Source organism: Anabaena sp. UHCC 0253, from assembly GCF_009712085.1.
In the GTDB taxonomy this organism is placed as follows: Bacteria; Cyanobacteriota; Cyanobacteriia; order Cyanobacteriales; family Nostocaceae; genus Dolichospermum.
The window spans coordinates 406,174-427,266 of sequence record NZ_VILD01000003.1 but is presented as its reverse complement, the minus strand read 5'-3'; the positions used below and the strand labels follow the sequence as shown (position 1 = coordinate 427,266).

General features: G+C 37.3%; 14 protein-coding genes and 2 pseudogenes. 5 read left to right on the top strand and 11 right to left on the bottom strand.

Going from position 1 to position 21,093, the window contains the following annotated elements; genetic code table 11:
• Positions 1–137 precede the first annotated feature (137 nt).
• The 10 genes and pseudogenes from FJR38_RS10180 to FJR38_RS10135 all read right to left on the bottom strand — a co-directional run bounded on the left by FJR38_RS10180 (position 138) and on the right by FJR38_RS10135 (position 12,896).
• Positions 138–1,124, bottom strand: a complete 987-nt coding sequence (locus FJR38_RS10180) for a GTP-binding protein (RefSeq protein WP_168536815.1) — start codon at positions 1,122–1,124, stop codon at positions 138–140.
• A 66-nt stretch (positions 1,125–1,190) separates the two neighbouring features.
• Positions 1,191–2,561 carry an aminopeptidase P family protein gene (locus FJR38_RS10175; RefSeq protein ID WP_168536813.1) on the bottom strand — a complete coding sequence of 457 codons (1,371 nt, stop codon included), beginning with the start codon at positions 2,559–2,561 and terminating at the stop codon, positions 1,191–1,193.
• Positions 2,562–2,699: 138 nt separating this feature from the next.
• Entirely contained in the window at positions 2,700–3,512 is an 813-nt protein-coding gene (locus FJR38_RS10170; RefSeq protein WP_168498066.1) for a carbon-nitrogen hydrolase family protein, read from the bottom strand.
• An 81-nt stretch (positions 3,513–3,593) separates the two neighbouring features.
• Positions 3,594–6,386: a pentapeptide repeat-containing protein gene (locus FJR38_RS10165; protein WP_168536811.1), complete on the bottom strand. Its 2,793-nt coding sequence runs from the start codon at positions 6,384–6,386 to the stop codon at positions 3,594–3,596.
• Positions 6,387–6,517: 131 nt separating this feature from the next.
• A complete protein-coding gene (locus FJR38_RS10160) occupies positions 6,518–7,171 on the bottom strand; it encodes an HAD family hydrolase (RefSeq protein ID WP_168536809.1) in 654 nt (217 codons plus the stop codon).
• Between the two features lie 313 nt (positions 7,172–7,484).
• Positions 7,485–8,679, bottom strand: a pseudogene (locus tag FJR38_RS10155) (NAD(P)/FAD-dependent oxidoreductase).
• Between the two features lie 40 nt (positions 8,680–8,719).
• Positions 8,720–9,292: a GNAT family N-acetyltransferase gene (locus FJR38_RS10150; protein ID WP_168498058.1), complete on the bottom strand. Its 573-nt coding sequence runs from the start codon at positions 9,290–9,292 to the stop codon at positions 8,720–8,722.
• A gap of 45 nt (positions 9,293–9,337) precedes the next feature.
• Positions 9,338–10,468 (bottom strand): succinylglutamate desuccinylase/aspartoacylase family protein, encoded by a 1,131-nt coding sequence (locus FJR38_RS10145; protein WP_168536807.1) that lies wholly within the window; start codon positions 10,466–10,468, stop codon positions 9,338–9,340.
• 386 nt (positions 10,469–10,854) lie between these two features.
• Complete coding sequence (locus FJR38_RS10140; RefSeq protein ID WP_168498054.1) at positions 10,855–11,100, bottom strand: ChaB family protein; 246 nt, start codon at positions 11,098–11,100, stop codon at positions 10,855–10,857.
• Positions 11,101–11,264: 164 nt separating this feature from the next.
• The gene (locus FJR38_RS10135) at positions 11,265–12,896 is read right to left on the bottom strand and encodes a DUF655 domain-containing protein (protein WP_168536805.1); all 1,632 of its coding nucleotides are present in this window, start codon (positions 12,894–12,896) and stop codon (positions 11,265–11,267) included.
• Positions 12,897–13,015: 119 nt separating this feature from the next.
• On the opposite strand from FJR38_RS10135, the gene FJR38_RS10130 reads away from it, so the two are divergent.
• Together FJR38_RS10130 and FJR38_RS10125 are read left to right on the top strand one after the other, a co-directional pair.
• Positions 13,016–14,179 carry a cysteine desulfurase family protein gene (locus FJR38_RS10130; protein WP_168536803.1) on the top strand — a complete coding sequence of 388 codons (1,164 nt, stop codon included), beginning with the start codon at positions 13,016–13,018 and terminating at the stop codon, positions 14,177–14,179.
• Between the two features lie 233 nt (positions 14,180–14,412).
• The gene (locus tag FJR38_RS10125) at positions 14,413–15,423 is read left to right on the top strand and encodes an adenosine deaminase (protein ID WP_168536801.1); all 1,011 of its coding nucleotides are present in this window, start codon (positions 14,413–14,415) and stop codon (positions 15,421–15,423) included.
• 153 nt (positions 15,424–15,576) lie between these two features.
• On the opposite strand, the gene FJR38_RS10120 is transcribed toward FJR38_RS10125, so the two are convergent.
• Entirely contained in the window at positions 15,577–15,912 is a 336-nt protein-coding gene (locus FJR38_RS10120) for a rhodanese-like domain-containing protein (protein ID WP_168498046.1), read from the bottom strand.
• Between the two features lie 171 nt (positions 15,913–16,083).
• Here FJR38_RS10120 and mutL point away from each other — a divergent pair, with 171 nt between their 5' ends.
• The 3 genes and pseudogenes from mutL (at position 16,084) to hisS (ending at position 20,925) form a co-directional block, all read left to right on the top strand.
• Entirely contained in the window at positions 16,084–17,742 is a 1,659-nt protein-coding gene (gene mutL, locus FJR38_RS10115) for a DNA mismatch repair endonuclease MutL (protein ID WP_168536799.1), read from the top strand.
• Positions 17,743–17,803: 61 nt separating this feature from the next.
• Complete coding sequence (locus tag FJR38_RS10110) at positions 17,804–19,225, top strand: aldehyde dehydrogenase family protein (protein ID WP_168498042.1); 1,422 nt, start codon at positions 17,804–17,806, stop codon at positions 19,223–19,225.
• A 309-nt stretch (positions 19,226–19,534) separates the two neighbouring features.
• Positions 19,535–20,925 (top strand): annotated as a pseudogene (gene hisS / locus FJR38_RS10105) (histidine--tRNA ligase).
• Positions 20,926–21,093 lie beyond the last annotated feature (168 nt).

The window sequence follows — 21,093 nt, the reverse complement described above, 5'->3', positions numbered from 1 at the left end:
CTGTACTAGAAGTCACTACTAAACAAGCAAAGTCCACCTGCGTGGACTAAATTCATAACCCACGAAGGTGGGTTTTGTTTGTGTAGCCGCGTTCGCCCTTGGCGTTGCGAAGCAATATTATATTCGCCTTTTTCTTTTTAATTCATACAAGCAGAAAAATCTCGTTTTAATTTGGCTTCATCTAAATTTCGACCAATAAAAACAAGTTCATTTTTGCGAGATTCATTAACTTTCCAAGGTCTATCTGCTTTACCATCAAAGATCATGTGTACACCTTGGAAAACAAAACGATTGTCTTCATTGTCAATATTTAAAATCCCTTTCATTCTAAAAATATCTGTACCTTGGGTACTTAGTAATTCTGACATCCAGGCATTTAATTTTTCACCATTTACAGAACCATCTGCTACTATAGCAACAGAATAAACGCTTTCATCATGAACATGAGCATCTTCTCCTAAGAAATTGGGATCAATTTCTAAAGCATGATCTAAATCAAATGCTTTCACTCCTAATAAAGCTGACATTGCTAATTCGGAATTATGCGTGCGGTGAATTTTTGCCATTGCATTCATTGAGCGAATGCGGGTTTCTAACTCATCTAAAACTTCAGGTGTTACCAAATCAGTTTTATTCAATAAAATCACATCAGCAAAAGCAATTTGTTCTTGGGCTTCGTCAGCTTCCCAATGTTGCCAAATATGTTTAGCATCTACAACTGTCACCACTGCATCTAATGACAATTGACTTTGTAAATCCTCATCAACAAAAAACGTTTGAATTACAGGTGCAGGATCGGCTAATCCGGTGGTTTCAATCACTAAATGATCAAATTTATCCCGACGTTTCATTAAGTTGCCAATGATGCGAATTAAATCACCACGAACCGTACAACAAATACAGCCATTGTTCATTTCAAAAATTTCTTCATCGGCATCAATTACTAATTGATTATCAATTCCTACTTCTCCAAATTCGTTGACAATAACAGCAACTTTTTTACCATGTTCATAGGTAAGAATGTGATTTAACAGAGTAGTTTTACCTGCGCCTAAATAGCCGGTGAGAACTGTTACTGGTACTGGATTAAACGTTTCTGATAGCGCCAGTGTGGTGTTAGCCATAGTTATGATAATGTCAAAACGAATTTGATAATCTTACCTATCATAACAGTTTTTAGACAGAGCATATTATATTGAACAACTAACTAAATCTTCGATAGCAGTGGCTTGATTTGGTAATGCGGCTGTTAAAACTTCTCTTCCTGATTCTGTAACTAATACATCATCCTCAATCCGAATTCCCCGCACATCTGCAAATTGTTCTAATCGTTCCCAATTGACTAGATATTGATATTGTGACCGAATTTTAGGATCATTTAAAATGGCGGGAACTTGATAAAAGCCTGGTTCAATTGTTACTAACATTCCTGCACGTAAAGGACGATTTAATCGTAAATAACTTAAACCAAAACGGCTACTTCTACTTCTTCCTTGATCATAACCAGCGATATCTCCTAAATCTTCCATATCATGAACATCTAAACCTAAAAGATGCCCAATTCCGTGAGGAAAAAATAAGGCATGAAGATCCATTTTTACTAAATCTTCTGGTGTACCTTGCAAAATTCCTAAATTTACTAAACCTTCGGCTATGACAGTTGCTGCTAACAGATGAATTTCTGCATATTCCACACCAGGGGCGATGTTTTGAATACAAGCATCATGGGCGGCTAAAACAATATCATAAATATCTCTTTGGGTAGATGAAAACTTACCAGAAATAGGCCAAGTCCGGGTAATATCAGCAGCCCAACCTGTTTGGGTTTCTGCACCCACGTCAGCTAAAAGTAAATCTCCTGCTTTGAGGGAGTGGTAATAATGATTATTGTGTAAAACTTCGCCATGTACTGTCACAATACTGGTATAAGCAGTGGTCATATTCTGACCCATGATGACTGCTTCCATTGCAGCACGGACTTCGGCTTCGAGTTTAGCGGAAGGAGTTGCAGCCATGCCTGCTTTATGTGCGGCGACACTCACTGCTGCTGCTTTGCGTAATTCCACTAATGCGGTTTCGTCGTGAGTGAGACGGAGAGAAGCGATCGCTTGAGCTAATTCTAAATCAATTCCTGCCAGTTGATTTTTCGGTAAAACCCATCTATCTAAAAGTTGGGTTTGCTGTGTCCAAGTAGTTGCATCTTGGACAGGAAGAGTCGCCACATTTGCTAAGTAATTGGCTAATTCTGCCATTGTTCTGGCTTCATCTGCGCCTATTGTGGCAGCGATTTCTTCACGGTTCGGGGTTTCACCATGCCAGAGGGCGCTACTGGGATGGGGGTCATCTATAAATAGTTGTAGCTTGCCACTTTCTAGGCGGATGGCGGCGTTTTCAAGAGGAATTCCAGCAAAATAAAGGAAATGACTATTGGCGCGGTAGGGGAAGGTATTGGCGGGGAAGTTACGGGGACTGCTACCACCTGACCAGAAGACCACGGGAAAGTCAATGATTTCTGCTAGTTTTTGGCGACGGTGGCGGAGGGTTTCAGGAAGGGTAGACATGGGAATTTAGTTTTGGGGTGATGTCCCGACACCAAGCAGCGGTTTTGCTATGGTGTCAGTTGTCAGTGGTCAGTTGTCAGTTGTCAGGAGGAATAATTAGGAGGAGGAAAGGTTTTCAGTTTGTTAAGCAAGCCCCAATTAAAAGACGCGATGCTGTAAGGATGGCATTTGGCGGCGGACTTGTTCTAATCTGGTGGGTTTGATTTCCGCGATCGCTACTCCCGGTTTTTCGCCAGCATCTGCTAAAATTACACCCCAAGGATCTATAATCATGGCGTGTCCGTGAGTTTGACGGCGATCGTAATTAGTACCCGTTTGGGCGGGGGCGATGACGTAACAGGTATTTTCTATCGCCCTAGATTGTAGTAATACTTGCCAGTGGTCTTTACCAGTAAAGGCGGTAAAAGCGGCGGGAACAAATAAGATATCTGCACCCTGATTCGATAAATGTCGGTACAGTTCCGGAAAGCGGACATCATAGCAAATAGAAAGGCCAATTTTGCCTAAGTCAGAGGAAGCATAAACAGAAGGTAACTCCTGTCCAGCCATGACGGTACTTGATTCTCGATAGGTATTACCATCAGGGACATTGACATCAAACAGGTGTACTTTTTGGTAACGGGCAAGTTCTTGACCGTTGGGATCTATGAGTAATGCTGTATTATAAACTTTACCATTACTATCTCCTGGGATAGGGAAGCCGCCGCCGAGAATAGTCACTTGAAAGCGTTGTGCCATTTTGTAGAGAAATGTTTCCGTTGCTATTGCGATCGCATCCCCTTGAGCTAGTTTATCCTTTTCCTCGCCCATAAAGGAAAAATTTTCTGGTAAACCCACTAATTCCGCACCCCGACGCACGGCCAAATCAATTAATTCTTCTGCTTGTGCCAAATTTTTCTGCAAATCAGGCACACTGGTCATTTGAATAGCGGCGGCTAAATAAGACTTCATAAATTCAAGAACAAACGGTAGATTGAAATAATTCAGATATTTAAATATATCGTCATATCATCTCAGTTTGAACTTCTATCTTTAGCTGCAATCAGATTCTGACAAAAATCGTTTTTTTAAAGCTACTGGGACATTTTTCGCTAGTTCTAAACCTTCCGCATTTTGCCAATTAGTTTTTGCATCCCAACGGATATCACCACAGGTATCATTACTGAATATAGCACCCATAAAATTCGCACCATCAAAGTTTGCACCTCGCAAGTCAGCACCCCCCAGATTAGCACGACTCAAATCCACATCTTTGAGATTTGCACCAGAGAGGTTAGCACGGCTGAGATTTGCACCACTTAGATAAGTTTCGCCTAAATTGGCAGATGTAAAATCTACCTCTCTTAAATCTGCACCAATGAAATAAGCACTGTGAAGATTAGCATAGCTGAAATTTGCCCCACCCAGACTAGCACGGCTGAGGTCTGCTTCTGTCAGGTCTGCATAGCTAAGATTTATATGTAACAAACTTGCACCCCGAAGATGAGCGCCACTGAGAAATTGACCAACTAAACTCCGGAAATTTTCACCCTTTAAGCAACTACTGTAATAAATAATGTTTTGTAATTGGTACGTGAAATTATTTCCTTCTGGTTGACCAGATGGATAAAAAATTATATGTTCTTTAAGTACCTCATGTTCTTGGGCATAACGCTGTATAGCTAAAAGTAAAATCATCACATTTAACCCAGCATAAATATCTACTTGACGCTGACCTAATTGATAAATACCAGCATTTTGCAATTCTCGCAGCTTAATTTGCGGTAAAGTTTCTTCAGCAGCATCAATAAATTTACCTTGACACCAACTAGCGTAAAAATTCTCTAACCGTCTATATAGTCTGATCCAGTTAAAGTTGGGAATACCAATAATTAATCCCATTAAATATTCAACTATCTCTTTGGTGAGAATTCCCCAACCTAGCAAGTCATAAATTTGCCAATTCATTTGAGACTCGCTAGTAATTAATTCCTTTTGTGTCCAATCAATTAAACTTAATTTCAAGCGTTCAGCAAATAGAAATTCACCAAAACTCCGGTGACAAAATTTTATCCCTTGATCTGATTCATGGAGGGAATCAAGATGAGAATATACCAAAGGCATTTTGATCATGCCGTTGTTAATTATCTCTAAAGTTGTGGTATCATCTTGACAGCGAGATTTGAGCATAGGAATAGAAGCAAATTCTCTACCTGACTGCACTACAGCAACAGCAGCTTCTGTCAAAAAATGTTTTACATCATCACCTGATTTACAAATTAACCAATTTATAGCTTCTTGATAAATTAAAGCTGTCACAGTTCGAGAATCATCTGCTCTTAAATTATCAATTATGAGTTGATTATCTCGATACATTCCCGCTAAGAAGTAGAGTAATATTGGTTGATGAATTAATTCTTGCACAATTACAGGACATTTCTGATTTGATAAAAAATGCTGTAAATCTGTATTCTTATCATGATTAGTTGGTAACGATTGCCATTTTTCTAACCATTTTTCCTGTTGTTTTTGATCTAAAGGCAGAATTTCCACCAGTTCTAAATTTGCGGGTAAATTAGGAATAATTTCTAAAGGAATATTATTACCAGTAATTAATACCCTATGTCCCATTTTCTGGTCATTTTTACATTGTTGTTGAAATTCGGCAACTTGTTTAATAAATGTTTCTAAATTCTGATTATTTCTAGCAGCAATTGATAATTCATCCCAGCCATCAAAAATAAACAGAAATCGAGTATTTTTATTTCTCAACCAGTTATCATCATCACTATGAAAACGTAAATCCAGATTGGCAATTAATGTTGCTTCTAGATGAGATGATAAAGTTTTGATATCTTGAAGATTAATTAAAATTGGTGTCCATAAAGGATGCAAATGTTGTCTAATCCAATCTGCGAAGATTTTACAGAAAATACTTTTACCACTACCTCTTTTTCCTTGGATAAGCATAACTTTTTTCAAGTTGTTGTCAGTGAGGATATTTTTCTTTACCCATGCTTCTAAATCCCTTTGTTCACCATTGACAGATTTAACTTTCAAGGGAATATAAATATCTTTAAATGAGCAACTTTGGTCAAAAACTGGTGCTAATGCTTGAGTGGCAATTTCATTGTTGAGATATTCATGAATCTGTTGAATATTCTGTTGTTCTTGTTGCCATTTTTCTCGACAATTAGGGATAAATACTTGGATATCATCACCCAAATCTATCAAGGCTTGAATAAGATATTGATGAGTATTTCTGGCAATTCTTTTTGCTAATAGTTTAGCTGGATATTGGCTTAAATGGGGTGATATTAACCTGGTCAATAATAATTTATTAAATGCAGTTGCTAATGGAGATTCATGAAAACATTCAATTATTTGAATAGCCGTTTCTTCATCTAATTCAATATTATTAATATTTTCGAGAATATTTCCTAATTCTGGATTTTCGGCTGGGTTATCATAGTGCAAAGATGGATATAAAGATAAAATATCGCGGACAGTTTCTAAATAAGCAGCTTGACTCATAATAGATATGTAGTCTTCTAACGCAGGTGCTTGTTGAGAAGCATCACGATAAGCTTTGAGTAAAGCCATTCCCAGAGATAAAAATGATAATTCTTTATTTATCACCAGGGTTAATGGTAAACATAGCACATCTAATAAAGAAGATGAATCTTGTAGTAACAGTTTCCAGACTTCTAAATTAGCACCTTGTTCTTGAATGGTTATTGCTGCTTCTAAGACTGCTTTACCAGTTTCAGGAGTGGGATTTATACTTTCTGTTACTAAGAAAGATTGGCGAAATTTATACCAAGTATGTGTTAGGCATTTTTTCATTTTTTGCCACAGCCAGAATTACTTAACAATGTTTCTAGAGTAACAGTGATAAATTATGAATATGGCAATATAGATAATCTTTGCAAGAAAAATTTACACCATAAACAAAGATTGACAGTAAAATTACGGTGTTAACTAGTGGGATTACGGTTAATCCAAATCCCTCTCATACCTGCTGCTTTAGCGCCTTGATAGTCCTCTGTGAGGCTGTCGCCAATGTGCCATGCGTCTTCGGGGGAACACTGGTGTTTATTTAAAGCAAGTTTAAAAATTTCTGGATCTGGTTTAGCGGCACGGGCTTGGGTAGAAATGGTAATAGAGTTAAAATATTCTTTGAGTCCTAAACCTTGTAATACTAAATATAGGCGGGAATCAAAGTTAGATAATACTCCTAGTTCTACTCCTAAGCGTCGCCAATTCATTAAAGCTAAAGTGACATCAGGATAAACATACCAAGGTTCAGGAGTCCCAAAGTGAATATAAAGTTCGCTAAAAAATGCGGAAAAGTCGGAAAAGTCTTTAAGAACACCTGCACCTTCAAAAGTATTCAAAGCAATAATCCGCCACCAATCATATTCGCGTTGGGGAATATCTCTAATATCTGCATCAAGAAATATAGGCGGTGGTGCTGCTTTAAAGCTGTTCACAAAGTTTTTATCTAATTCTTGGGCGGAAACTTCTACCCCAAAATCCTGGGCGATTTGGCGATAAATTTTACCAACACTACCTTTAACACCAAATAATGTACCTACAGCATCTACAAAAATAACTTTGGGTTTTTTCATAAAAATTGATACTTCAGTCTTCAGTAGTAAATATAGCAATCATATCTGAACTTGCAAGTTTTAATATCCCCGGCGATTAAAAGTAAGGGCGAAGCATTCGGGCGATAATTTATCGGTTTTTTCCCATGTAGGGGCGAAGCATTCGGGCGATTAATTATCGGTTTTTTCCCATGTAGGGGCGAAGCATTCGGGCGATTAATTATCGGTTTTTTCCCAAGTTTATTTTCCGAATGCTTCGCCCTTACACCGAATGCTGATGCTTCCAGCCCCCGTTAGGGATACGCCCTTACACCAAATGCTTCGCCCCTACAATTTACCGAGAAATGGCTTCTATTATAGGGCTAACCAACCAGTTAAAACCAACTTTCAATTGATGATTTAAAGTGGGTAAACGATACAGATAAGCCAACCGACGGGCTAAGTATGCAAAAGAACCGTCTAATTGCACACCTAACCCGGTGAGGGTGGCGTTATCTATTCCCAAAGCCATCATTTCTCCTAATGGTTGATAGCGGAAAGGAAGTAAGGGACGATTGGTGATAGAAGCCCAGATATTCCACGCGGTATAATCAGCTTGTTGAAAGGCGACTTGGGCGGTGGCGGGGACTTGTTTTCCTTCTGCGTCGAGACAGTCGGCTAAATCTCCTAAAGCAAAGATTTCGGGATGTTCTACGGCTTGTAATTCCGGTGTGGTGGTGATTTGTCCCCGCTGATTTTGCTTCAGTGGTAAGGTTTTCGCGACTGGAGAAACTTTCGTTCCTACGGTCCAAATTACCAAATCTACGGGAATTGTATCTACTTGATTTTTTATACTCTAGAGAGATGCTATCTTGGTCAACTGATACTACTTTAGTTTCTAAGTCAATAAATACGCCTTTGCTATCTAAGGCTTTTTTGGCGGCTTCACGATTAAATTCTGGGGAGGTTCGCAAAATTTGATCACTAAGTTCAATGAGGCGGAAACGTCCTTTTGCGCCGATTCTATCTGCTAGTTTACAAGCTAATTCTACGCCACTGTAACCCGCACCAACGATCGCCACACGGATTTTTTCTGGATTTGCTGCTTCGAGAACTCGCAGCCGTTCTTCTAATTGATAAGCATCAGTAATGGTACGGAATGGGTAAGCATGGGTAGCAGCACCGGGAACTAAGTCTAGAGGTGTTTCACCACCTAGTGCTAATACTAAGCGGTCATAAGTCAGTTCTGATTGATCTGCTAATTGGATTGTTTGCTTGTTAATGTCTATGTCGGATACAGCCCCTTGGTGAAACCGGATATCCGTGCCTTGGAGTAATTCTGAGTAAGGTGGGGCGATTTCCCAGGTTTGGAGTTCTCTGGTGAGGAGTTCGTAAAGAAAGGGGGAAAAGACAAAGCGATCGCTCTGATCGACTAAGATAATCTCAGGTTTGGGTGTAGATTCCCACGGTAATTGGCTTAAACGCAGGGCGGTGTAAAGTCCACCAAAGCCACCACCTAGTATACAAATTTTTGTAGTTGGTTGAGTCATGGTTTTTATAGAAAGCTAAATCCCAGCAGTTAATTTATTCTTAGTCTAACGAATTATTACGTTTTATTGCCATTAACCAGCAATCCTGATATTTACCTTCATGTAAGTCATGACATAGTAAAAGCTTGATTTTCACAAAACCACATTTCTCATAGCAGCGGATAGCGCGGAGATTATTGACGTTGGGATTAATGACAATTTTAGCAGCTTGTAGTTGATTAAAAATATAGTCTATGGCAGTTAAAAGCACTTTTGTACCAATTCCCTGATTCCAATATTCAGTTTCTCCAATAAATAAGTCAATTCCATAGACATTATCTGTATTTTCTAAACAATACATTTGTCTAAGATCCTCCGGTAATTTGTTTAAATTATAATATTGTAAATAGCCAATTTCTAGATTTTTATCAACAAATATACAAGGAGTAATTGCTTCTTTCCCAACTATTCTAGGTTGATAGGTTTCTATAACTTTTTCTAAGTCATAAGGATAATCTCTCCCACCATAAAATTGCAATACTTTTTCATCGCTACGCCATTTTTCCATTAACTGATAATCATGGATATGATCTTGCATGGGACGAATAGCGATCGCATTTTTAATGATTAACATTTATTAATTGAAATTATGTAAAATTAAATTGTTTTTAATTACTAACTACATCGTTCCTAGTACGAATTCTCCTTCATTTACAGAATCATTTATAGATATATCATAAACTAAACCTGTGGTTTCTGCATAAACATGAATGATAGTTGGTAATTCACCTGTTTTATTAAAAGTCAAAACTTTATATAGCAAGTCTCCCTGATTTACTAAAGTACCTAATCTAGGTTTAGATAAAATCATTCCTCCTACGGGTGTCCAGTATTCCTTTACTTGACTTAGTGAACGAAAACTGGTTTGATGAGATATAGTTTCTGTTTGAGGAAAATCCTGTATTTCTAAAATACCTTTTTTAGCTAAATAGTTTTTAATTCCGCGCACTCCTTTAGTTATTGAATCTGGATTCATTTGCATTCCCGAACCTAATTCTAAAGTCCATGCTTCTATATCAAATCTAAATTTTTCTCCTGTTAATTTTAAAAAAGCGGTCTCTAAAGCTAACCAAGGTTTGATAAATGCTTCATCAAAAGCATCACCATCATATTCATCAAATAAAATGCCATAATTGAGGAGAAATAAATTAGCACTATCTTCTCGATTTTGGAAATAATAAAGGTATTCTATTCCTTGTCCAGTATGACTATGTAAATCAATTATATAATCTGCATCTAAATACAAAGATTGTAACTTATAGCGATATTTATCAGTTAGCCTGACACTACTACGGGCATTAATTTTATCTAAAAGACTATCAAAGCTATGTTTAATTTTTCTAGAAAAGTTATCCTGGATAGTATCTAAATCTAAACCAATTTGAGAACGGGCAAACTCTTCTATATCATGATGTTTTTTCTCATAATCCCAAAAAATTCTATTCCAATTTTTGCCATCATAAATATTGAATCTACCTGTAGAAAAGCTATGATTTCGTTGATTAATAGCTAAAGGATTACAAACAGGAACGAGCCAGATTTCTCCTACTATTTGAGTAGTTTTTAATGTTCTAAAAAAATCAATCAATTGGTAAATGACAGCATTACCAACAATTTCTGCACCATGCAAATTAGATTGTATATATACTTTTTTCCCAGATTTAGCACCAACAAATTTATATACCTGGAGAGAGAGGAACTCACCAGAAGCAAGTTGAAAAAGGGGAATAGTGGAAATAATGGGAATCATAAAGAAGGAGTTAAAAATTAGAAAAAATCGCCAACATTACTTAATTCTATTTAATGTAGGACTTACGCAATAACTCTCCAAAACTCTTATTTCTCTGTGTCCTCTGCGTCCTCTGCGGTATGCGCTTCGCGCACGCTTTGCGAACGTTTTTTCATGATTTTGCGTAAGTCCTGTAATGATTACAAAATTATTATTCCTGAAAAAGCGGTCTATATAACAATAACTTGTCCAAATCGAAAAAGTCTTGATTTGTAGGTTGGGTTGTTCGCGTTAGCGTTGCGGAGCAATCGGTACAAAACCCAACAAATGCGTCGGGTTTCACTTCGTTCTACCCAACCTACAAAAAATGGACAAGGTATTGAAATTAAGATTGATTTTTTAGCCAATTAATTACCACCAGACGTTACAGCTTTATGATGTGTAGCAGGATCTTCTGGCTTTCTGTGCCAGTTACCTTCTCCGTCTGGTTCATATTCATTGTGAACACTATTCCAAGCTACTTCCAGGGCATCTTTCTCATTCATTCCATCACGTTCAACAGCATTAAAAGCAGCTACAAAAATCTGTTGAGCGTGTTCTGGTAGTCGTGCTTGGATATCTTGAGGCAATTCCTCTATTGTACTATAAGGCATAAACAAACTCCGATTATCTAAGTTATATTTATGTTAAAAAAATTGTTCTCTAATTTCATCTTTCTATAAGTAGATAATCATATTCCCATACTTTTGATAGATCAACTAATTGGCAATTTTGGATTTATTTGAGCCACAATAGGTTTCACGGGAAATATGTACTGTTACCATGTTATACTAGATTCCCATTTTTCTATCATCCTCATACTAATACCTGGAACTTTTTCTATGTCTTGTAAAGATGTAAATTTTTGTTGCTGTCGGGCGAAAATTATCCTTTCAGCTAACTTTTTACCGACACCAGGAAGAGTTTCTAATTCTGCTTGAGTAGCAGTATTGAGATTAATTTTAGTAATAATTGGATTTACAAAAGATGATGGTTGTTGAATTTGGGAACATTGTTTAACTTCTGCATCAATTCTTGCTTGAATATGGGCTGGTAAACCTGGTTTGATTTTACCATAAAGTCGGTCAAATTCTCTTTGAAAATGGTTGGCAACTGTAGAGTTTTCGATGATTATTAATGTTTCATCGTTGCCATGATTTGCTGCTTCTGACCAATTATGTGAACCTGTAATTACAGTTTGGTTATCTATAACTGAGAACTTATGATGTAACAAATCTCCTTTAGCTAAAATTGGCACTCCAACTGTAGAAATAGGATTTTGCCAAGGACGGTTATCAACTTCATATTTACAGTTATCACTTAAAGCAAATCCCATCATATCTAAAGCTTCACTATAGGGACGATAAGCAAATTGAGGTTCAATTAAAGCCCGAATTTGGACATTTTGATAATGACGTGATTCAAGAATATTAGCAAGTTGTTGATCTGAAAATACAAATAATGCTAAATCAACCGTTTTTGTACTTGCAGATAAAGTTTTAGCAATTAAACCATTACTGCTCATACTCCAAGGTTGAGTTGCAGAAATTGGGGAAAAATTAACTGTAATTTTAGTGTTATCTGAAATAATAGTTTGCGGTTTTCGGAGAATTTTTTTTAGTCCAAACTTACTATCTGGTTTCCCCCCTACACCGTCACCCCACATAATATCAAACTCTTCCGTTAATAAAGTTGCTAATTCAGAGTTATCAATTTTTAATAAATTATTAGCATTACCTAAACTGCTAGGATTTGTAAAATCTCCAGAAGTATCACTTAACGTAAAATTAGCAGAAGTAATAATCACAAAACGATTATCAACAACGACAAATTTATGGTGCATTAAACTGCTACCCTTTGAACCATCAGCAGTATCATCTATCCAGGGAATTTTAGCATTTTGAATAATTGCTAAAGCATCCCTTTGACTAATTTCCTCCGGTGTAATTTGATTATCTTGATTAATATCAACAAATTTCTGAAACTCATTATATCGTTCTTGTTCTCTTTTCTCCAACTTGGCTATTTCTGCGGAAGTAAAACTACTCCAAGGACGAGAATAATTATTTTCTAAAATTAACCTTACCTTGATTCCGGCTTTTTGCTTTTCTGCTAATATCTGAGCAATTTTTGGTAAACGCAACTCTTGTACAGCTATATCAACAGTAGATTTAGCTTCAGCAATAGTATCAACAATCTGCCTTTCCAAATCATCCCCTAACCGGGTTTGCTGACGATAAGTTTCTGGATATTCCGACGATTCCGAATGATTGAAGTAAACTTGAATAAAAGGATCTTGTGGTAAAGGTGCTAAACGCTGATTTGATGATTTGACTTGTTGACACCCAGTAAAAGTAAATAGTAATAAAAAGATATAGAGAAAATAGCGGATTCGTGGGAAAATAAACACAGTAATCTGATAAAAATAAATTACAAGGATTTTAATGTATTTATATCACACCTTGAATTAACTTCTTTCTTCCTTTGCGCCTTTGCGCCTTTGCGTGAAACTCTTATTTATTAATTTTTATGCAAATATATCTAGATTACAGTGCAACTACTCCAACTCGTCCAGAAGCGATCGCTATTATCCAAAAAATCTTAACACAACAGTGGGGCAATCCTTCCAGTTTACACGAATGGGGCAACCGTGCCGCCTTAGTCGTCGAAACAGCCAGAATGCAAGTTGCAGGTTTAATTAACGCTGTTCCCGAATCTATTATTTTCACTTCCGGGGGAACAGAAGCAGACAACTTAGCGATAATGGGAGTAGTGCGATCTTATACCGTCCCCCAACATATTATTATTTCCAGTGTAGAACATTCAGCTATTTCTGAACCGGCGAAAATGTTAGAAAATTGGGGTTGGGAAATTACCCGTTTGGGTGTCAATCATCAAGGAAGAGTCAACCCTGAAGAATTAAAAGCAGCTTTGCGACATAACACAGTTTTGGTATCTGTGATTTATGGACAAAGTGAAATCGGCACAGTCCAACCAATTGCTGAATTAGGGAAAATTACTCAAATACACGGTGCTTTATTTCACACAGATGCAGTGCAAGTTGCTGGACGTTTACCCATAGACGTACAGACTTTACCTGTAGATTTATTGAGTTTATCTAGTCATAAATTATATGGTGGTTTAGGTGCAGGGGCGTTATATGTGCGTCCTGGGGTGGAATTAAAGCCGCTGCTGGCTGGTGGTGGACAGGAGGATGGACTGCGCTCAGGGACACAAGCAACACCCGCTATTGCTGGATTTGGAGTAGCTGCGGAGTTAGCCGCACAGGAATTAGAGACGGAAAGGATCAGATTAATCGGATTACGCGATCGCCTCTTTGCCATTTTAGCAGATGTTCCCGGTTTAATTCCCACAGGTGACAAAATTCACCGTTTACCCCATCATCTCAGTTTTTATTTAGAAGCTGCGGACGGAGAAAAAATCAGCGGTAAAACATTAGTCCGTCAGTTAAATTTAGCCGGAATTGGGATTAGTGCCGGTGCTGCTTGCAATAGTGGAAAATTAACCCCCAGTCCGATTTTATTAGCAATGGGATATTCTGAAAAAGCCGCTTTAGGAGGAATTAGATTAACTTTAGGAAAGGAGACAACAGCAGCAGATATTGATTGGACAGCAATGGTTTTAAAACAGGTTTTACAGCGGTTAACAAATGTAGAATTAGTAATGGATTAAAAAATCAAACTCTTACTCTCTGTGACTCTGCGCCTCTGCGTGATAAACTCATAAATCAGTAATGCCAGTTAAAAAATCAAACTAGTTGCTAAATTTTCGTTAAACTTAATAGGACTTACGCAAAATATCTCTCAAACTCTCTTTCCTTCGTGTTCTTCGTTCCTTCGTGGTTCATTCTTTCGTGACTCGTGCGTAAGTCCTACTTAATAAAGTTTTTACAGCAAAACACCCCTATGGCTTTATACGCAGAATTGCATCGGCATCTAGGTGGTTCAGTTGTACCGCGTGTATTATGGCGATATTTCCAGCGGCACAACACTGAGTTAATTTCTCGCTTTGCTGAATATCCAGAATTTGAAGATTTTTATACTCGTCCCCGTAACACCTTAGATGAATATCTCGAACTGCACACCCTAGTTGAAAGTGTGCAAACAGTGGAAACTTTACCGTACTTTATTTACCGCTTATTACGCGGTGCTTATATTTTTGAGAATTTGGCTTATTTGGAATTACGCTATACTCCCTATTTGCGAACTCCTGAACATCTCAGTCAAAACGAAAGAATTGATAAAATGGGAGAAATTGTGGATATTGTCGGTAAATCCAGTCATGTACCCGAATATCCCATTATTACCAGTCAAATTCTTTGTATGCACTCCCGTTTACCCTTTGAGGTAAATAAGGCAATTGTTGATTTAGCAGCGCAAAATAGAGAATATGTCTGTGCCATAGATGTAGCAGGAGGCGATCGCTATTATGCCCAAAGAATGGAAGAATGGATCAGTTTATATAATTATGCCCATTCACTGGATATTAAGACCACAGGGCATCTTTATGAAACAAAAGATGGTTGTTATCCAGAATTATTACCCTATTTAATGCGAATTGGTCACGGTATCCAAATTCCTTTTTTGTATCCTGAATTACTCCCAGAAATTGCCAGACGAGGACAATGTTTAGAAGTTTGTCCAACCACTTATTTAAAAACTGGAACTTTACAGGATATTCGGGAACTTAAATTAGTTTTTGATCGTTGTTTTGAAGCTGGAGTTGATATTGCCATTTGTACTGATAACGCGGGATTACATAATATGCGTTTACCGTTTGAATATGAAAATCTTTTGACTTACGACATTATCAATTTTCAGCAGTTACAAATTTGTCAAGATGCAGCTTTTCGCCATGCTTTCGCCTGGCCTCACACTCAACGTCCAGCATCTTTATTAACTGGTTTGTTGAAGTAGGGAAGAAGGTGACAGGTTACAGGTTACAGGTGACAGTGAAGAGGCAGGGGGCAGGGGAGCAGAGGAGCAGAGGAGCAGGGGAGCAGGGGAGCAGGGAGAAGATGTTTTCCACGGACAACGAACAACTGACTCCTGACTCCTGACTCCTGTCACCTAATTATCTACTCCTTCTGTCGCACCACCGATGCTTTTCCAGGCTTGTAAACCACCTGTGAGTTCAGCTACTGCGGTAAAACCGAGAAATTGTAAGGTTCTCACGGCTTGGGCTGCTTGGCTGTCATTTTCGCCATAAATGTAGATTCGGCGTTCTCTGTGTAGGGATGTTTGGGCGCGAGATTCCAAGTCATTGAGAGGGATAGAAATCGCTCCTGTGATGCGACTATGATTGTATGTTGAGCGATCGCGCACATCAACAATTGTCAAAGCAGGTTGACCCCATTCAAGACTGGTTTTTAAGTCATTAACATCGACAGCTAGATTAATACTCATAAACTTTTCCCGCTTCTAATCTAATCAAAAATCTAGCAAATATCAGCTATGAATTCCTGTTTCTTTAGAATGACAGCAGATTTTATAAATTAATATTTTCAAGTCATAATATTGTAAGCTAATTATCTATCCATGCAGACAATTTTTAATTATTAATTTTTAATTATTCAGATGGTATCTACTATTCAATCTTTACCAACAGATGTTGTATATCTAATTACGGCGGGAGAGGTTATTGACTCTTTCATGGCTGTTGTCAGAGAGTTAGTGGAAAATTCCCTAGATGCTGGTGCAACGCGCATTGTAGTTTCTTTATGGCCACAACAGTGGCGAATTCGTGTAGCTGATAATGGTTGCGGAATGAATTTGGATGATTTGCAACAAGCCGCAACAGCACACAGTACCAGTAAGATTCATTCTAGTGCAGATTTGTGGAAAATTAACAGTTTAGGATTTCGTGGTGAAGCACTACACAGTTTAACAACTTTGGCAGATTTAGAAGTTTTAAGTCGTCCTTTAGGGGGAAATGAAGGACAGCGGGTTATATATAATCATGAAGGAGAAGTAACACAAGTAGAAATTAAAGCGATCGCACCTGGTACAGTAGTAACAGTTAATAATTTATTTGCTAATTGTGCCTCTCGTCGTCAAGGTTTGCCAACTATAAATCAGCAATTAAAAGCTGTACAAGGGATAATCCAACAAATAGCTTTATGTCATCCTCACGTTAATTACCAAGTTTGGCAAAATGACAAAGAATGGTTTACAATTTGTCCAGCACAAAGTGGAGGAAAACTCATTCCCCAAATGCTTCCCCAAGTGCGACAAGGTGATTTACATGAAGTGAATTTTAAAATACCAAATCTAGAAAATTCATCATTATATTTAGTAATCGGATTACCTGATAGATGTCATCGTCATCGTTCTGATTGGGTGAAAGTAGCCATTAATGGCAGGATGATTAAATCACCAGAATTAGAGCAGACTATCCTTTCAGCTTTTCATAAAACATTACCACGCGATCGCTATCCAGTTTGTTTTTTACATTTAACTATTTCTCCAGAACAAATTAACTGGAATCGTAACCCAACTAAAACAGAAATCTATCTCCATGAACTGACCTTTTGGCAAGAACAAATTACTGAAGCTATCAATCAATCACTCCGCATTTCTGAAACTAACATTAAAGAATCTGTCCAGACAACACGAGTTAGTAATTTACTCAAAGTCGCAGAAGCTAAAGGTGAATATAACTTTAATTCTCAAAACTCTCAAAATAGTGAAACTCAAAATTATTTAAAAGCCGTTGCTCAAGTCAGCAATACTTATATTGTCGCTGAACATTCTGGGGGAATGTGGTTAGTAGAACAACATATTGCCCATGAAAGAATTTTATATGAACAACTATGTGATCATTGGCAACTAATACCTGTTGAAACTCCAATTATTCTTTATCAATTATCACCAGCCCAGGTTTCCCAATTAGAACGTATCAATTTAGATATTGAACCTTTTGGTGATAAACTTTGGGCGGTACGTAACATCCCTGCCATGTTAAAACAACGTGAAGATGCTGCTGATGCAATTTTAGAATTAAGTTGGGGAGGTGATTTACAAACTGCTCAAGTTGCTGTTGCTTGTCGCAGTGCAATTCGCAATGGTACAAAAATGAGTTTACCAGAAATGCAAACATTATTAGATAATTGGCAACGTACCCGCAACCCCCGCACCTGTCCCCATGGTAGACCAATTTATTTATCTTTGGAAGAACCTGCATTAGCGCGATTTTTCCGCCGTAATTGGGTAATTGGTAAAAGTCATGGAATTTGAAGTATCTTTAAATAAAGTTATTTACGTAATTAGATAAAATTCACATTTATATTAATGACAAATGAGCAAACCAATTGAAGTCCGCAACCCCCGCACAGGGAAATTCGATTATGTCATAGTTCCTCCTCCACCAAAATTGCTTTCTCAGCAATGTCACCGTTTGCGACGTGGACAAATTAATTGGCAAAAATTAGAAATACAAGAGAGAATTGAAGCCTTAAAAGCATGGAAGCAAGCTATCATATCAGACCGAAATTTATTAACAGAAGCCTTAGTTAATGACACCGGGAGATTATCAACATCAATATTAGAAATAGACTCACTTATTTCTAGTATTGATAAATGGTGTAATTTAGCTCCCCAATTGCTACAAGACACCGCTAAAAATACATCTATTTCTTTTATATCCTTACAACAAACATCAGTTCCTTATCCTTTAGTTGGGGTAATTAGTCCTTGGAACTTTCCTTTATCCCTATCTACAATTGATACAATTCCTGCTTTATTAGCTGGTTGTGCAGTCATAGTTAAACCTAGCGAAATAACTCCCCGATTTGTCGCTCCTTTAATGACAACCCTGAACACTATTCCTCAATTACGCGATGTTTTAAACTTTGTTGAAGGAGCAGCACAAACAGGATCAGATTTAATTGAAGATGTAGATCTAATTTGTTTTACAGGTAGCGTAGAAACTGGGCGTTTAATAGCTGAAAATGCCGCAATTAATTTTATTCCCGCTTTTTTAGAATTAGGAGGAAAAGACCCAGCAATTGTTTTAGAATCAGCAAATTTAGATTTAGCAACTTCCGCAATTTTGTGGAGTTCTGTAGTCAATACAGGACAATCATGTTCATCAATTGAAAGAATTTATGTTGCTGAATCTATCTTTGCAGAATTCTATCATCAATTAGTCACTAAAGCCCATGAATTAAAACTAGCATATCCAACTATTGAAGATGGAGAAATTGGTCCAATTATTTCTGAAAAACAAGCAGCTATTATTAATGATCATCTCCAAGATGCCATTTCTAAAGGGGCAGTAATTCACTGTGGTGGTAAACTAGAAGAATTAGGTGGAGGTTGGTGGTGTCGTCCTACAGTTATCACTGAAGTTAATCATTCTATGAAGGTAATGTCTGAAGAAACATTTGGTCCGATTATGCCTGTTATGTCTTTTGCTAATATCGAAGAAGCGATAAATTTAGCCAATGATTGCATTTATGGACTAAGTGCTGCTGTCTTTGCAGAATCAGAAACACTAGCAATAGAAGTTGCCCAAAAAATAGAAGCAGGTACTATTAGTATTAATGATGCCGGATTAACAGCATTAATTCCTGAAGGAGAAAGAAACGCTTTTAAATTTTCTGGATTGGGTGATTCACGGATAGGAACAATTGGATTAAAACGCTTCTTGCGAAAAAAAGCCTTGTTGATTAAAACCAACTCTAATAAAGACCCTTGGTGGTTCAATAATGGTGATTAATTAAATGAGCATTATGTAACATATAATAATCGTAGTGAGCGATTCATCGCTCAAAAAAAACTCAGGAATTTATTCCTGACTACAAACAATATGTAGTCCTAACCAACTCTAATAAAGACTCTTGGTGGTTCAATAATGGTGATTAATTAAATGAGCATTATGTAACATATAATAATCGTAGTGAGCGATTCATCGCTCAAAAAAAGCTCAGGAATAAATTCCTGACTACAAGCAATATGTACTCTAATTCAATAAGAAAGGGTAAAATAGAAATTCTGTAGTTAATTTCCCATTTTGTAAGGTACAAACATGACTAAAAGTGACAAAATAAACTTTTCTACTCCGAGCGGGTTTCCGGAATTTTTGCCTAGCGAAAAGCGGTTAGAAGTATATTTACTAGATATTATTCGCAAGGTTTTTGAAAGTTATGGTTTTACACCTATTGAAACTCCAGCAGTAGAAAGGTTAGAAGTGCTACAGGCTAAAGGTAATCAAGGTGACAACATTATATATGGTATTGAGCCAATTTTACCACCAAATCGCCAAGCAGAAAAGGATAAATCTGGAGAAACTGGTTCAGAAGCTAGGGCTTTAAAATTTGATCAAACCGTTCCTTTTGCTGCTTATATTGCTCGTCACTTAAATGAATTAACCTTTCCTTTTGCTCGTTATCAAATGGATATGGTATTTCGAGGTGAACGGGCAAAAGATGGACGATTTCGACAATTTCGACAATGTGATATTGATGTAGTTGCTCGTGGTAAACTCAGTTTACTTTATGATGCCCAAATGCCGGCAATTATCACCGAAATTTTTGAAAAAACTTAATATTGGTGATTTTGTCATTCGCATTAATAACCGCAAAATACTTACAGGGTTTTTTTCAATCAGTAGGAGTTGCAGAACAGCAAATTAAAACCTGTATTAGTATTATTGATAATTTAGAGAAAATTGGCGAATCTAAAGTTAAACAAGAATTAGAAAAAGAAGGTATTTCCCCAGAACAAACGGATAAAATTATTGAATTTATTAAAATTGATGGTAGCACTGATGATATTTTAGATAAACTCAAACACCTATCAGAAAATCTGCCCGAAGCAGAACAATTTAATTTAGGAGTTACTGAATTAGAAACCGTAATTAATGGAGTTAGAAATTTAGGAGTTGCTGATAAACGTTTCTGTATTGATTTATCTATTGCCCGTGGTTTAAATTACTATACTGGCACAGTTTATGAAACTACTTTATTAGGCCATGCTGCTTTGGGAAGTATTTGTTCTGGTGGCAGATATGAAGAATTAGTGGGAATGTTTATCGGTGAAAAAATGCCTGGTGTGGGTATTTCTATTGGTTTAACTCGGTTAATTAGTCGGTTGTTAAAAGCGGGGATTTTAAATACTTTATCTGCCACACCTACCCAAGTTGTAGTAGTAAATATGCAAGAAGATTTAATGCCTGTTTATTTACAAGTATCACAACAGTTACGGCAAGCAGGAATTAATGTTGTCACTAATTTTGAAAAACGTCCTTTAGGGAAACAATTCCAAGCCGCAGATAAGCAGGGAATTAGGTTTTGTGTAATTATTGGTGCTGATGAAGCTGCATCTGGAAAATCATCTTTGAAGGACTTAAAATCAGGGGAACAAATAGAAGTAGCTTTGGTAGATTTAGCAGAGGAAGTTAAACGCCGACTGGCATAAAGTAGGAGCGAGGAGTCAGGAGTAAAACTGGATTATTGACAATTAACAATTGACAACTAAGAAGGCTTAATAACCCAGATTCGAGAATATTCTGATCTCCTTCTTCCTGAACTCCTGACTGGGCGCAGGCCCTGCGCCCCTACCTCCTGATAGTGTAGCGTGGTGTAA